This window comes from Krasilnikoviella flava (assembly GCF_900167525.1).
GTDB lineage: Bacteria > Actinomycetota > Actinomycetes > Actinomycetales > Cellulomonadaceae > Isoptericola > Isoptericola flavus.
In genome coordinates, this window is record NZ_FUZQ01000001.1 from 474,083 (window position 1) to 487,498 (window position 13,416).

Sequence of the window (13,416 nt, forward strand, 5' to 3'; positions counted from 1 at the left end):
TCACGCTCCTGGGGTCGGGACCACGAGCGGCCGGAAGCCGGTGCCGCGGTCCAGGTCGAGGTCCCGGCCGTCGACGCGCAGCCAGGCGTGCGCCCGCACGACGCCGCCGGCCTTGGCGACGCCCAGCACGAGGGCGGGACGACGGTCGCGCAGCACGCGGCCGGCCAGGATCGCCGAGCGCAGGCACGTGCCGTTCACGCCGGGCAGGCGCAGCACGCGCCGCAGGACGCGCAGCTCCCGCGTCTCGGCGTCGTCCAGCGTGCCCGGGTCGAGGTCGCCCGCAGCGGGCTCGGGCGACGCCAGCAGGGCGAGGTCGTAGCGCCGGGCGACCCGCGCCACGTCCCAGCGCCGCAGGCGCGTCTCGAGCAGCAGCAGGGCCCCGAGGAACCGCAGCGCCAGCGGGACGGCGCGCAACCGGCGGAGCGCCGCGGGCGCGGTCACCGCGCCGCCTCCGCCCCGACGGACGCCAGCCACGCCTGCTGCAGCAGCAGGCTCGTCGGCCCGGGCGGGAAGCCCGACAGCCAGGCGGCGCGGAGCCCGCCGACGTCGACCAGGGCGGGGTCGACGCCGTCCCCGCCCCACCGGACGGCGAAGTCGCGGGTCGCGGCCCCCAGGTAGGCGCGGTTGAACGACGCCTTGCTCGACCGCGCGCACACCGCGTCCGGGAGCAGGGTGCCGAAGACGGCGCGCATGCCCGCGGTGCGGTCCGCGAACCCCCACGGGTGGCGCGCGCCCAGCGCACCGAGGAAGCCGTCGTCCAGCAGCGGGTGGGCGAGCGCGACGTCGTGCTCGGCGGCCACCTGCCCGAACGTGTCCAGGAAGACGCGGCTCGCGCGCCGGCGTCGCAGCCAGCGCAGCCCGCGGGCGTACGACAGCGGCTCGGCGGCGGCGTCGCGGGCGATCTCGTCGGCGAGCCGCGCGGTCGTGCCGCGCGTCAGCCACGTGAGGGCCGCCGTGCTGCGCGCCGTGGCGGCGTGCTCCCGCCACCGGCGCCCGGGGCCGGGCAGCAGCGAGGCCAGCGCCGCCCGCCGGGGGGTGCCCACCCGCCCCTGCCCGCGCGCGACCCGCAGCAGCGCCCGGGACCGGCGGTCGCCGAACACCTCGTCGCCGCCCTCGCCCGTGAGCACGGCGTGCCCCCGGAGCTCGCGCAGCATCGCGTCCTTGACGTGCATGGTCGCCGGGAACAGCAGCCCGCGGCGCAGCAGGCTCTCCCGCGCCCCCTCGCCGAGCAGGTCGTTCTCGCCGCCGCCGACGACGATCCGCCGCCACGTCGCGAGCCCGAGGTGCCGGACGACCGACTCCTGCCAGGCCGACTCGTCCGCCTCCGCGACGCCGGGGTAGCGGAAGGTCACGGGGACCGGGTCGGGGGCGCCGTCCTCGCGGGCGACGGCGGTCGCGACGGCGAGCACGGCGGACGAGTCCCGCCCGCCGGAGAAGGTGACGGCCACGGGCCGCCCTGCGGCCGCGCGGCGCACGGCACCCTTGATCGCCTCCAGCGGCTCCCCGGTCCTCCGGAGCGTCGTCCGGCGCGTCGCCGCGGGCGCCGGGTCGGCGGGGACCAGTCCGGGCAGCCAGCACGCGGCGACCTCGAAGGCCGTCGGGCGGTAGGAGGACGTCATCGTCGGTCCAGGGTCGCTCGGTGCAGAGTTGTCACGTGCAGGGTTGCTCGGACCGGAGATGCTCGGTCGAGGAGCCGGCGGTACCGGCCGCTCCGACGTCGGAACGACCGGCACCGTGTCCCGGGTGGGGTTCAGGACGCCTTGCCCTTGTGGAACAGGTCGCCGTCGTAGTCGAAGGCGAACTGCTGCTCCAGCGTGACGTCCTTGACCGAGCCCACCTCGGTGATGCGCGGTGCTTCGTACATCGGAGTACTCCCCTCTCCTCGTTGGTGCAGGACGCGCCCAACGTCGCGCCGCGAGCAACGAGGGGTCAAGCACTTCCGGCCGAAGTCACCCCGCGCCCCGAGGCCTTTCACCCGACGCCGGGTGAAACCTTCGTCCCACCCCCGCCCGGGGCTCCGGATCGGCCTATCCTCGGGGCGGCACGACCCGAGAACCGCGACGAGAGGCACGGCGATGAGGCTGCGCGAGGACGGCGTCACCTGGCAGGAGATCGACGGCGAGCTGGTCATCCTCGACCTCGCGTCGTCCACGTACCTCACGACCAACGGCTCCGGCGCCTTCGCGGCGAAGCTGCTGCAGGAGGACCGCACGACCGACGACCTCGCGGACGCGCTCGTCGCCGAGTACGGCATCCCCGCCGACGTCGCGCAGCAGGACGCCGGGGCCTTCGTCGACGCGCTGCGCGACCGTGGCCTCCTGGTCGAGGACTGACCGCGCTCAGACCGTGAGCAGGGCCAGGTCGTGCCGCACCATGCGGCCGACGATCTCGTCGAACGCGATCGTGCCGCCCCAGCCGAGCTCCTCGCGAGCCCGCCGCGGGTCCCCGACCTGCTCCGCGGGGTCGGCGGGGCGCACGAACCGGGGGTCGACGGTGACGTGCCGGGACCAGTCGTCGACGCCCGCCGCGGCGAACGCCGCCGCCACGAAGTCGGCCACCGAGCGGGTCGCCCCCGACGCGACCACGAAGTCGTCCGCGACCGGGTGCCGGACCGCCCGCACCATCGCGTCGACGTAGTCGGGCGCCCACCCCCAGTCGCGGCGGGCGTCGAGGTTGCCCAGCGCGAGCGTGCCCGAGCCCTCGCGCGCGATCCGCGCGGCGGCGGCGGTGATCTTGCGGGTCACGAACGTCTCCGGGCGGCGCGGCGACTCGTGGTTGTAGAGCACGCACGCCGAGACGCCGAGCCCGCGCGCCCGGTACACCGCGGCCATCTGGTGGGCGTACGCCTTGGCGGCGCCGTAAGGAGACGACGGCCGGACCGTCGTGCCCTCGTCCTGCGGCGTGCGGTCGGGCGTGCCGAAGATCTCCGCGCTGGAGGCCTGCAGCACCCGGACCGTGCGGCCCGAGTCCTCCTGCAGGCGCCACGCGGCGTCGTAGAGGGCCACGGCGCCGAGCCCTGACACCGCGCCCGTCTCGACGGGGTGCTGCCACGAGTACGCGACCGAGCTGATCCCGCCCAGGTTGTAGATCTCGTCCGGCCTCGTGCGTCGTACGAGGTCCGCCAGCCCCTCGGCGTCGCCGAGGTCGCCCACGCAGAGGCCGACCTCGCGGGGCAGGCCCTCCGGGTGCTCGCCCTCGCGGACCAGCCCGTGCACCTCGGCGCCCTCGGCGACGAGCCGCTCGGCCAGGTAGGACCCGTCCTGCCCGGCGACTCCCGTGACGAGGGCGACCGTCACCGGCGCATCCCGGCCTGCTCCGCCTGCTCGTCGAGGTCGTTCTCGACCATCATCGCGACGAGCCGCGCGAAGTCGACGCGGGGCTCCCAGCCCAGCACCTCGCGCGCCTTCGACGGGTCGCCGATGAGGAGGTCGACCTCCGCGGGCCGCATGAAGCGCGGGTCCTGCGTGACGTAGCCGGACCAGTCCTCGACACCCACGCACCCGAAGGCGGCGTCGAGCAGGTCGCGGATGGAGTGCGTCGCGCCGGTCGCGACCACGTAGTCGTCGGCCTCGGGCTGCTGCAGCATCCGCCACATCGCCTCGACGTAGTCGCCGGCGAAGCCCCAGTCGCGGCGGGCGTCCAGGTTGCCGAGGGTGAGCGAGTCCTGCAGGCCGAGCTTGATCCGCGCGACGGCCTGCGACACCTTGCGGGTGACGAACTCCGGCCCGCGGCGCGGCGACTCGTGGTTGAACAGGATGCCGCTGGAGGCATGCATCCCGTACGACTCGCGGTAGTTGATCGTCATGTAGTGCCCGAACACCTTCGCGACGCCGTACGGCGACCGAGGCCACAGCAGCGTCGACTCCCGCTGGGGCACTTCCTGCACCTTGCCGAACATCTCCGAGCTCGACGCCTGGTAGAAGCGCACGGCACCGGGGTTGTCGCCCGCGTGCAGCCGGACCGCCTCGAGCATGTTGAGCACGCCCTTGCCGGTCACCTCGCTGGTGAGCGTCGCGTTCTCCCACGAGTACGCGACGTAGGAGATCGCGCCGAGGTTGTAGACCTCGTCGGGCCGCGCGGCGGCGAGGGCCCGCAGCAGGGACGACAGGTCGGTCAGGTCGCCCGTGACCAGCCGCACGTCCGGCACGATGCGCCGCACGAGGTCGAGCTTGGGGTTGTTCTGGCCGCGGATGAGTCCCCAGACCTCGTACCCTTTCGACAGGAGCAGCTCGGACAGGTACAGCCCGTCCTGGCCTGTGATTCCGGTGATGAGTGCTCGAGGCATGTCGGCAACCGTTCTGTGAGCGCTGAGTCAGCGCCGTCCCCCGGCGGCACTCCCTTTCTGGGACGCCACCACGCTAATCAGGAAGAGGCGCCCGCTGGCCGTCCGTACCGGGTGAACAGGTGCCGGACCAGGGTGAATCTGCGTCGACGGCGCCCCCGGTCGCCGGAACTTCATCCGGTCGCGGCCTCGACCGGGCGACCCGCGGACGAGAACCATCGAAGGCATGTCACGCCCGGAGACGAGTCGTCGCCACCACGCCGTGCGGGCCGCCGCCCTGGCCGTGGGCTTCGTCGTGCTCTACGTCGCCGGGGTCGTCGCCCCGTGGGGGCAGCGGGTCGACGAGCTGGCGTTCAACGTGCTGACGGGCGCGGGCGCGCCGCTGCGCCACGTCGCGGGCGTCGCGCGGGAGGTCCTGGTGCTCGGGCTGGGCGTCGTCGTCGCGGTGCTCGCCGTCCGCGCGCTCCGCGACCGCCGGTGGCCGGCGCTGGCGGCCAGCCTCGCCCTCGCCGCGGCGGCGGCCCTGGCCTTCGTGCTGCGCGGCGCCGTCCTGCCCCGTCCGGTGCACGACGTGCTGCTCGGCTACCCGTACAACACGTTCCCGAGCACTCACGTCGCGGCGACGGCGGCCCTCGCGCTCGTGCTCGTCGCCCTCTGGCCCTCTCGCGGCTCGGTCGGGCCGGTCGTCGTGCGCGAGGCGGCCCTCGCCGCGGTCGTCCTCGCCTGCGTGGTCAACGTGGTCACGTTCGCCCACCGGCCGTTCGACGTGCTCGGCTCGCTGCTGCTCGTCGGGGCGGTGGCGTCGGCGGTCGCCGCCGTGTCCCCGGGCGCCCTTTCACCTGCCGTCGACGGCAAGTTCACCCCGGTCGCGGCCCTGCGGCCGCGGCGTCCGGCATAGCGTCGCCGTATGACCACGCGACGCCGCCGGGCGGCACGGTTCCTGGCCCCGGCCCTCGCCCTGGCGGCCGGCTCGATCTCCCCGGCCACGGCCGAGGACGGCGAGGAGCGGGCGCGCACGGCCTCCCGGGCCATCACCTGGACCTGCACCGGCTCGCCGTGCCCCTGGGGCGGGTCCACCTCCGGCAACGCCGCCGTGTGGCCCGAGGGCTCCGGCGCGGTCTCGTCCCGGTACGGCTACACCACGTCGGCGGCGGTCTACCTGCCCGACGACGCGGCCGAGGGCGCCACGATCACCGTCCTCGAGGGATCGGCGGGCGTGTGGGCGGGCCCGCTCGACAGCCCGCACCGTTCCCTCGCCGGGCTGTCCGCCGGCGACGCGTTCACGGTCGGGGACCTCGCCGCGGGCGAGGTGGTGTCCCTGCAGAACGACGGGGCGGCGTTCGCGTACGCGTTCACCCCGGCCGGCGAGACACCGCCCGAACCGGAGCCGACGCCCACGCCGGAACCGACGCCGACCCCCACCCCGACCCCCGGGCCGGGCGGGGCGTCCCGGCCCGTCACCTGGAGCTGCACGGGCGACCCGTGCCCCTGGGGCTCGAGGACGTCGGGCAACGCCGTCTCCTGGCCCGAGACGTCCGGCGCGATCACCTCGCGCCACGGGTACACGACGTCGGAGGCCGTCTACCTCCCCGCCCCCGCGGCCGACGGCGACACCGTCGCCGTCGTCACCGGCTCGGCGACCCTGTACGCCGGGACGCCCACCGGGCCGCACCGCAGCGTCGCGCGCCTGTCCGCCGGCGAGCAGCACACGATCACAGGCCTGCCCTCCGACCAGGTGCTGTCCGTGCAGAACGACGACGCGCCGTTCACCTACGTGCACACCCCCGGTGAAGGGACCCCGGACCCGGGACCGACTCCGACTCCGACCGTCCCGGCCGGCGCCGTCGTGATGACCTCGACGCTCGCGCAATGGCACTGCGACGCCTACGCCACGTGCGCGGACGACGGCTGGGCGCCGTGGGTGGGCGGCGCCGTCGCCTGGCCCGAGTCCGCGGCCTACTCCACGAACGTGCGCGAGGGCTCGAACTCCCGCACCGTGCGCGACCTCGACGGCGAGGTCATCCACCCCTACATGGGGTCGTGGGCGGACGGCTGCCGGATCCACGTCCTCGAGGGCGAGGTGCTCGTCATCGAGTGGCAGCGCGGCACGGACACGTGGCGGCCCACGTTCCTGTCCCCCGGCGACGTCCACACGATCGAGCTGGTCGGCGACGAGGACGGCGCGATGATCGAGACGCCGGACACGCCCACCACGTTCAAGGTCGCGCTGACCGACTGCACGCCGCAGCCCGTGCCTTGATGTCGAGAGACAACTTCGGTCGACGAGCTCGCGTCCACGTCACATGACGCGCGCCCGACCCCGGCGGTGCGGCGCGCCGTGCGGGCGCGCCGTCGCCTCGACCTGACGATCGGGTCTGGGCACGGGACGCAACCTTCCAGCAGTGCCTCACGGCACCACAGGTCAGGTGTCACCTATCCGTGCAGCAGTCCCTCTAGAGCGCGCTGCCGTCGTCTGGCGTCGTGCGGGTCGATGAAATCCATCCGGTCGGCGAGCTCGAGTTGGCCCATTCATCCTTGGCCGTCGGCACGGCATCTACGAAGACCGAGTCGAGCTCACCGGTGGTGGCGTCCACGGTGGCTGTCTTCGGTTCGCCCGACTGAAGGAACGCGATGAGTTCCGGCTCCGTTCTCACGGGAGCGTCGGTCAGGACACCAGCGACCCAATGAGGGCCGAGGTCGTTCCCGGTCCAGCTGGGCGCGAGCAGGGCACCGGCGAGAACGGCCACCGTCGCCGTGAGCCCTGCCGCGGTGCTGCTTAGCCGGATACGCGCGGAACTGAGCTCGTCCATCCGGTTGATCACCCAGCGCACGCCGGCCATAGCGACGATGGAGACCGCGAAGAGACCGATGACGTTGCCGAAGTCGACGACGTCCAACGGCCTGAAGCGAGAGCCGAAGATCCCGGTGCGCCCAACGGTCACGGCTGTCGCGATTCCCGCGAGGACCGGGATCGACTGGCGGGTACGTCTGGAGCAAAGCAGCACCACCAACGCAAGCCCTAGCAGGAGAAGGACTCCGTTCGTGCCCAGCGCATATCTGAACCCGGGCCGATAACCCCACGGCCCCGTCCCGTACGAGAGGCCTTGCACAATCCAGGCGGTCGGGAGCGCGACGACGCCCGCAACGGCCAGGACCGTGACCCGCTTCCACACGGGGCTTTGCAGCGTCCGACTCCATGCCACGCGCTCAGCGACGACCATGGCGCACGCGGTCTGCCCGAGCACCCAGCCAGCGACGATGAACGCCTCCTGCATCTCACCGCGGCCGCCCAAGACGATCAGCGTGCCCCACGACACCGCCGCGGCGACCGTCAGGAACGCTCTCGCGGTGCGGAGAAACCCCAGCGCGAGGACGACGAACCCGACCAACCACAGGAGCCACGCTGGGGCAAGAGGTGTTCCCTCGACCGCGTGACGAAGGCTGCCGTCAAACTGCAGTGTCGCGACGATGCTGCCGAGCGCGGCAGCTGCCGGGAGGAACAGCAGTATGGGGAGGAAGATCAACAGGCTGCTGGTGCCATGCCTGCGCTGCAGGGCCGTGGACCCGACCGGGGCCAGAAGCCACTCTCGCCCGGCCGCGCGCAGCAGATCGAAACGCTCGCCAGACGAAACGCGGCTCTGTTCGGGCTCGGACGCCTCGACGAGGTGTCCGAGCAACTCTGCCTGGTGATCACGCCGGTAGGAGTAGGGAAACAGGGACAACAGACGCTGATAGTCCCTCACCAGGACCGGATGCACGCGCACCTTCTCGTCGTTCACGCCGTCGCCCCGTCCAGGCGCGAGCCCGCGCCACCCGGCGTCCCTACAACCCAACCCCGGGCGTTAAGGCGGGCCAATGCACTTCGTGCCTGGGCCTCGGCGCGGTGGGCCTCGGCCGCTAGCCGGTTCCCGCCCTCGGGGGTGAGCCGGTAGTAGCGCCGCAGTCGCGAGTCCACCACCTCTTCGTGATCGATCTCGACCAAGCCCGCCGCGACAAGTCGATCGATCGCGCCGTACAAGGTGCCAGCACGCAACGTGATCCGCCCCTCGGAGCTCAATTCGACGTCCTTGACGATGCCGTACCCGTGCGCCGGCCCCTGGGCCAGCGCCGACAGGATCAAGAACGCGGGTTCCTGCAACGGTCTCGATGTCATGGCCGAGAACATACGCTCGCCACGAAGGCATGCCACCGGTGACACGCCGGTCGCGACTCAACGCCGGGTGTCAGAACCGACCGATTCTGAGGCACGCCAGAATCGGGTTCTGGAGGTTTCGACACCTGTTGGCCCTGCTCGCCGCACCGAAGGGGCGTGCCAAACCTAGGCTCGGGGCGGGTTCGGGCAGGCCGGACTTAAGAATCCAGATGGCGGATGTCGCCGATGGTGACGACGGCACGATTGTGGAAGCGACTGTCCTCTCGCAGCGTCGTGATGCTGCCTGACGGCACCGGGAACGCGACGTGCCCGGCCGCCTCGATCGGCATGCCGATCCAGGCGGCGACAACCAGTCCTGCGGTGTAGCCGTGCGTCACGATGACAAGCTCGTCGACCTCGAGCGTGAGCAGGTCCATCATCGCTTCGTAGATGCGTCGTGCCACGTCCAGCCGGGTCTCCGAGCCTGCCGGGCCGTCATGATGACGGAGGCGGTCGCCGACCGCCGGCGGCGGCACGAACCGCGCGTCGAGCCACGACTGCGGGCGTCCGCCGGCTTCTCCGTACGACTTCTCACGGAGCCTCGGGTCAAGCGCGGGTACGACGGTCAGGGTCTGTCCGATGATCTCTGCCGTCCGCCGGGTACGCCTCAGATCGGACGCTGCGATCGCGACCCGGGCCGATTCGTCGATGCGATCGTGCAGAGCGGCGGCGATCGCTTCAGCATGTCGTTCTCCGCGTGGCGTCAGAACCGAGTCGAACTGCCCGCCGACCACGTGCTCGACATGGTGGGTCGCCTCCGGGTGTGTGACCACGCTGACCCGGCGTTCGTGCGCGGGGACGCGGCCGGGGACCGGTGCGAGCGGAGAGGTCTCGTCGGGTGCCGTCACCCGGCCACTTTCACACACGGACCGGTGGTCGACGCCCGCGCCGTCCCAGGAACTCGCACCTCACGGGCATGCACCTCTACCAGTCAGAGAGTGCGAACTGCGTTGGATGCTGCCGGCATCCGCTCGGTCCGCTCCGGCGCCTGATGGCGGATCGCTTCACGTCAGCGCGCGTCGACCCGCATTCAGGTGAGGTCCGCCCAACGTGGATGCTCGCGCACGTACTCGTCGACGGTCTGCCGGATCACCCACTCGCCCTCGGTCATGTCGGCGGTTGTCCAGGCGACGGTGCCTGGCTCGAAGTCGTCGATGAGCCTCGCTTCGGATGCTGTCGCAATGCGGTAGGACTTCCCGCTGAGACCGACGTCCCGCAGGAACCTCCGGGCACTGCTGAGACTGTCCGCGCGGACGACAGCACGCGAGGGCAGCAGGTATTGAGTCGACGAGCGACCCAGGACGCCATGGCTCTTGAGTTCATGGAAGTAAAAAGTCTTCATCGGGTGAATCCCACCCTTGCGCTGGCCACGACGACACCTTGCCGGTCGGAACCGGCAAGGGTCCAGATCGTCTGACGCCGAGGTGATCCTGATCACCACCTCAGCTGTCGGCTGCACCCGCCTGGTCTCGATCAGAATTGCCGTGCAGCGACGTCCGGGCGGTGTGACGAAGCGAGCAACTCGCGGAGGCGAGCTGCGGAGACGGGGGCGCCCGGGTCGTCGAGGTAGTTCTTCGCAAAGCCGTCGACGTCGGCGGCGTAGATCGGGGTGTAGGCCCCCGACTCGGGCTCGAAGCGCCACGACTCGGCGAGCGTCCCGGCGTCGACGGTGTCGAAACCGAGCGTCCTCACGATCTGGGAGACGCGTGCCTTCGCCTCGCTGTCGTCACCGGCGACGGGCAGTGCAGTCCGCGGGTGGGAGTGAGCGAGGTGGGGGATGTGGTGGGAGACGATGCTGTTGAAGGCCTTGACGACGATGGAGTCAGGCAGGAGTGCCTGCTCGTACTCGGCCGTCGTGCTCTGAAGCGTGTCGAGCGGCTCGATGCGGCCGTCACGGTGGGGGTAGTAGTTGCCGGTCGAGAGGATCGTCTTTCCGGACAGGGCGTCGATGGGCAGGTTCGGGTAGGCGCCCAGAGGCACGGCCAGTACCGGGATGTCGCCGAAGTCCGCAGCCGCTCGAGCATCGCCGGCCCGTGCGAGGGGACCGAGTTCGTCGATCAGGGCGGTGAGGGACTCCGGTCCTCGTGAGTTCGCGATGAGGACTTCGTAGTCGGTCGCGACGGCCAGGCGGGCGACCGCGCTTCCGATGGCTCCGCTACCGATGATGCCGATGCGATTCATGGTCTCTCCTGATGTTCGTCCGGGTGTTCGTCGTGGTGGTCGGAGTCGGTCGGGTGGTGTCGTCGGCGCTAGCGGTCGTCGACGGCGCGAGCGGGTCTCGTCGTCGCCCACCCGTTCCTGGTCAGTTCGGCCAGAGCGGCGGCAGACGCGTCATCGGCCAGGGCTGCACCGCGTACCCAGCTGGTGGCCAGTGCGGCAAGGAACAGATCGCGGGCCCGGACGTCGCGGCGCGCGCTCCCGTCGTCCTGCGCGGCTTGCAGGAACTCCTCGGTGGTCGTGATGAACCCCTGGCAGGTCACAGACAGCGGGGATGAGCTGGTCGTCGTCGCGGCCCGCAGAGGCTCAGGCAGGCCGGCGAATGCTCCCGCCCACGCGGTGATCGCGTCGAGCCAACCGTCCAGTGCATCGGCCGCGTTCACCGATCCGCCCCGGAGGTGATCACGCCGAGCCACGAGCGCGTCGTCGCGAGCGGTGAGCAACGCGGCAAGCAACGTCTCCCGATTCGGGAAGTGCCGGTAGAGGGTCCCTGCGCCGATCCCAGCCTGCTTGGCGATCGCATCGAGCGAGCCGGAGACTCCATGCTCGGAGAAGTACTGCTCCGCCGTGTCGAGGATCCGGTCCCTGTTGCGCTGGGCATCGGCCCGCAGAGCGCGAGTCTTATCCGTCGTCATTCCCTGCATCACAACGCCCCTCTGCCGATCTAACGGAGAGGCTCTCCGCATCGACGCAAGCGGAGACTATGTCCGCTAAGCGCACGAGTCAAACATGCCGGTCAGAACCGACCGATTCTGAGGCGCGTCAGAATCGGGTTCTGAGAGTTTCGAAACCTGTGCGGCCCCGCGGGCATCGCGCCGGCTCGGCAACGTCCTTCACGGACAGGAAACGTCAGCGGCTCCACTTAGCGGCGGGCGCCCGCCACGTCCCGAGCACGTCGAGGAGGCCCTGCGGAGAGTCGGCGACGACGAGTGATTCACGATAGGTCGCAGCGAGGAAGCCTTCGGAGACCATGTGGTCGACCATCCTCAGCAGCGGCTGCCAGAACCCGTCCACGTCGTACAGCGCTACGGGCTTGGCGTGGATGCCGAGCTGTTGCCAGGTCCACACCTCGAACAGCTCCTCCAGGGTGCCGGCGCCACCCGGCAGGGCGACGAACCCGTCGCCGAGCTCGCTCATGCGCAGCTTGCGCTCGTGCATGTCGGCCACCACCTCCAGGCGGGTAAGGCCCGGGTGCGCGATCTCGCCGTCAACCAGGGCCTGCGGCATGACGCCCAGCACGTCCCCGCCGCTCGCCAGCGCGGCGTCGGCGACCTCGCCCATCAGCCCTACCTTGCCGCCGCCGTAGACGACGCCGACTCCGCGGTCGGCCAGGGTGCTGGCCAGGTCGCGCGCGGCCGCGGCATAACGCGGGTCGCGCCCCGCCGAGGAGCCGGTGAAGAGTGTGAGGTGGCGCAGCGCGCCTGGCGTGGACGACGTCAGAGTCTGGGGCTCGAGCACCCGGACATCGTAGGAGCCCACGACTTCCAGCGGGTTGTCGGCACTCCACAACCGTGCTGGCCGCGTCAGAACTGACCGATTCTGGAGCGCACCAGAATCGGGTTCTGGAGGTTTCGAAACCACCCTCGCGACGATGAGGTCGGCGGTATGGCGGCTCGCTGGCTCGGTGTATCGGCGTCGATGTCCGGGTGCGGAGGATCATGTGGCCATGCGATCCGACGACCTCGACCTGGCACTGCGAGCGGCACTCTCCGGCGGAGCGCTCGGCCTGAAGTACTTCGCGCACGTGCAGGACCTCGCGCGCGAGCACAAGTTCGACGGATCCGTGGTGACCCGCGCCGACCTCGCGGTCGAGGAAGAGGTGCGGCGCGTCCTGCTCGCCGAGCGGCCTGACGACGCGTTCCTCGGCGAGGAGACGGGCGAGTTCGGCGCCGGGCGGCGCCGGTGGATCCTCGACGGCATCGACGGCACGCTCGTCTTCGTCGAGGGCGACGACCGGTGGCAGACCCTGATCGCGCTAGAGGAGGACGGCGTGGTGAGTGTCGGCGTCGCGATCGTGCCGGCGCAGCATGAGGTCTGGTACGCGGTGCGGGGCCAAGGGGCCTTCGTCGCGGACGTCGTCGACGGGACGGTGACGAGGGAGCGGGCCCTGCGCGTCGGCGGGCCGCCGGCGTCTCTCGGGTCGTCCCGGACGGCGGTGCTGCCGCCGGTCACGATGGTGCCCCAGCAGCACCGGTCCGAGGTGGACCGGCTCGTGACCGCCGTCGAGCCGTCGGTCGACCCGTCCGGATGGCGGGTGCATGGAGCCTTGCTCGTCGCTGCCGGCGTGCTCGACCTCGCGGTCCAGGTGGGCGGCAAGGCATGGGACTACGCGCCGCTGTCGCTGATCGTCACCGAGGCGGGCGGCAGCTTCGGCGGCGACCAGGGGCAGCGGCACCCGGTCACCGGGACCGGCGTGTTCGCGTGCGACGACGCGACGGCCGCGGCAGCGCGCGGCGTCCTCGAGATTCCCGAGCGGCCGTCGGCGGCCGCATCGCCGCGCGAGTAATGCCGCGAAGAGCCGACCCGTCAGAACCGACCGTTTCTGACACACCGAAGCGTCAGGCTCGACACACCGTCGACACGCCGCTCAAAAACGTCGTTCAAAACCCCCGTCGGCCCAGAACCTCCGGCGGGGGTTTTCGCTACGGTGGCGGCCAGCTCGGCGATCACGTGCCGTACGCCCGTTCAGCGTCCTCGGCCTCCGGGCCGCCGACCCTGGGGAGGC

General features: G+C 71.6%; 16 protein-coding genes. 4 read left to right on the plus strand and 12 right to left on the minus strand.

The genetic code is table 11. From position 1 onward, the window contains the following. The 3 genes from B5Y66_RS22430 to B5Y66_RS22435 form a co-directional block, all read right to left on the minus strand. Positions 1-441, minus strand: a complete 441-nt coding sequence (locus B5Y66_RS22430; RefSeq protein WP_176168749.1) for a lasso peptide biosynthesis B2 protein — start codon at positions 439-441, stop codon at positions 1-3. After that, positions 438-1,619, minus strand: a complete 1,182-nt coding sequence (locus B5Y66_RS01925; RefSeq protein ID WP_079570207.1) for an asparagine synthase-related protein — start codon at positions 1,617-1,619, stop codon at positions 438-440. The genes B5Y66_RS22430 and B5Y66_RS01925 overlap by 4 nt, the downstream gene beginning before the upstream one ends. Before the next feature lie 131 nt (positions 1,620-1,750). Next, on the minus strand, positions 1,751-1,864 hold the full coding sequence (locus B5Y66_RS22435) for a lasso RiPP family leader peptide-containing protein (protein WP_176168750.1): 114 nt from the start codon (positions 1,862-1,864) through the stop codon (positions 1,751-1,753). A 211-nt stretch (positions 1,865-2,075) separates the two neighbouring features. Here B5Y66_RS22435 and B5Y66_RS01930 point away from each other — a divergent pair, with 211 nt between their 5' ends. Further along, complete coding sequence (locus B5Y66_RS01930) at positions 2,076-2,333, plus strand: PqqD family protein (protein WP_079570209.1); 258 nt, start codon at positions 2,076-2,078, stop codon at positions 2,331-2,333. 6 nt (positions 2,334-2,339) lie between these two features. Here B5Y66_RS01930 and B5Y66_RS01935 read toward each other — a convergent pair whose 3' ends face one another. Then, entirely contained in the window at positions 2,340-3,296 is a 957-nt protein-coding gene (locus tag B5Y66_RS01935) for a GDP-mannose 4,6-dehydratase (RefSeq protein WP_079570212.1), read from the minus strand. Next, on the minus strand, positions 3,293-4,285 hold the full coding sequence (locus B5Y66_RS01940) for a GDP-mannose 4,6-dehydratase (protein WP_079570215.1): 993 nt from the start codon (positions 4,283-4,285) through the stop codon (positions 3,293-3,295). Before B5Y66_RS01940 ends, B5Y66_RS01935 begins: the two co-directional genes overlap by 4 nt. A gap of 223 nt (positions 4,286-4,508) precedes the next feature. Between B5Y66_RS01940 and B5Y66_RS01945 the strand changes: the two genes are divergently transcribed. Next, positions 4,509-5,180 (plus strand): hypothetical protein, encoded by a 672-nt coding sequence (locus tag B5Y66_RS01945; protein WP_139820673.1) that lies wholly within the window; start codon positions 4,509-4,511, stop codon positions 5,178-5,180. A 9-nt stretch (positions 5,181-5,189) separates the two neighbouring features. Continuing rightward, positions 5,190-6,542: a hypothetical protein gene (locus B5Y66_RS01950; RefSeq protein ID WP_079570222.1), complete on the plus strand. Its 1,353-nt coding sequence runs from the start codon at positions 5,190-5,192 to the stop codon at positions 6,540-6,542. Between the two features lie 193 nt (positions 6,543-6,735). Here B5Y66_RS01950 and B5Y66_RS01955 read toward each other — a convergent pair whose 3' ends face one another. The 7 genes from B5Y66_RS01955 to B5Y66_RS01985 form a co-directional block, all read right to left on the minus strand. Then, positions 6,736-8,061 (minus strand): hypothetical protein, encoded by a 1,326-nt coding sequence (locus B5Y66_RS01955; RefSeq protein WP_079570225.1) that lies wholly within the window; start codon positions 8,059-8,061, stop codon positions 6,736-6,738. After that, entirely contained in the window at positions 8,058-8,435 is a 378-nt protein-coding gene (locus B5Y66_RS01960; RefSeq protein ID WP_079571671.1) for a PadR family transcriptional regulator, read from the minus strand. Before B5Y66_RS01960 ends, B5Y66_RS01955 begins: the two co-directional genes overlap by 4 nt. Before the next feature lie 197 nt (positions 8,436-8,632). Then, positions 8,633-9,322 carry a histidine phosphatase family protein gene (locus tag B5Y66_RS01965; protein WP_079570228.1) on the minus strand — a complete coding sequence of 230 codons (690 nt, stop codon included), beginning with the start codon at positions 9,320-9,322 and terminating at the stop codon, positions 8,633-8,635. A gap of 182 nt (positions 9,323-9,504) precedes the next feature. Beyond that, positions 9,505-9,816 carry a hypothetical protein gene (locus tag B5Y66_RS01970; protein WP_079570230.1) on the minus strand — a complete coding sequence of 104 codons (312 nt, stop codon included), beginning with the start codon at positions 9,814-9,816 and terminating at the stop codon, positions 9,505-9,507. 131 nt (positions 9,817-9,947) lie between these two features. Then, entirely contained in the window at positions 9,948-10,655 is a 708-nt protein-coding gene (locus B5Y66_RS01975; protein WP_079570234.1) for an NADPH-dependent F420 reductase, read from the minus strand. A gap of 68 nt (positions 10,656-10,723) precedes the next feature. Continuing rightward, entirely contained in the window at positions 10,724-11,335 is a 612-nt protein-coding gene (locus B5Y66_RS01980) for a TetR/AcrR family transcriptional regulator (RefSeq protein WP_079571673.1), read from the minus strand. 205 nt (positions 11,336-11,540) lie between these two features. Beyond that, positions 11,541-12,149, minus strand: a complete 609-nt coding sequence (locus tag B5Y66_RS01985) for an LOG family protein (RefSeq protein ID WP_245806865.1) — start codon at positions 12,147-12,149, stop codon at positions 11,541-11,543. Between the two features lie 208 nt (positions 12,150-12,357). Here B5Y66_RS01985 and B5Y66_RS01990 point away from each other — a divergent pair, with 208 nt between their 5' ends. Further along, positions 12,358-13,197 carry an inositol monophosphatase family protein gene (locus B5Y66_RS01990; RefSeq protein ID WP_079570237.1) on the plus strand — a complete coding sequence of 280 codons (840 nt, stop codon included), beginning with the start codon at positions 12,358-12,360 and terminating at the stop codon, positions 13,195-13,197. Positions 13,198-13,416 lie beyond the last annotated feature (219 nt).

Coding starts and splice junctions, on each gene's coding strand:
- B5Y66_RS01970 (WP_079570230.1), bottom strand. CDS start 9,816: ATGAAGACTTTTTACTTCCATGAACTCAAGAGCCATGGCGTCCTGGGT.
- B5Y66_RS01940 (WP_079570215.1), bottom strand. CDS start 4,285: ATGCCTCGAGCACTCATCACCGGAATCACAGGCCAGGACGGGCTGTAC.
- B5Y66_RS01975 (WP_079570234.1), bottom strand. CDS start 10,655: ATGAATCGCATCGGCATCATCGGTAGCGGAGCCATCGGAAGCGCGGTC.
- B5Y66_RS01945 (WP_139820673.1), top strand. CDS start 4,509: ATGTCACGCCCGGAGACGAGTCGTCGCCACCACGCCGTGCGGGCCGCC.
- B5Y66_RS01925 (WP_079570207.1), bottom strand. CDS start 1,619: ATGACGTCCTCCTACCGCCCGACGGCCTTCGAGGTCGCCGCGTGCTGG.
- B5Y66_RS01980 (WP_079571673.1), bottom strand. CDS start 11,335: ATGCAGGGAATGACGACGGATAAGACTCGCGCTCTGCGGGCCGATGCC.
- B5Y66_RS01960 (WP_079571671.1), bottom strand. CDS start 8,435: ATGACATCGAGACCGTTGCAGGAACCCGCGTTCTTGATCCTGTCGGCG.
- B5Y66_RS01930 (WP_079570209.1), top strand. CDS start 2,076: ATGAGGCTGCGCGAGGACGGCGTCACCTGGCAGGAGATCGACGGCGAG.
- B5Y66_RS22435 (WP_176168750.1), bottom strand. CDS start 1,864: ATGTACGAAGCACCGCGCATCACCGAGGTGGGCTCGGTCAAGGACGTC.
- B5Y66_RS01950 (WP_079570222.1), top strand. CDS start 5,190: ATGACCACGCGACGCCGCCGGGCGGCACGGTTCCTGGCCCCGGCCCTC.
- B5Y66_RS01990 (WP_079570237.1), top strand. CDS start 12,358: ATGCGATCCGACGACCTCGACCTGGCACTGCGAGCGGCACTCTCCGGC.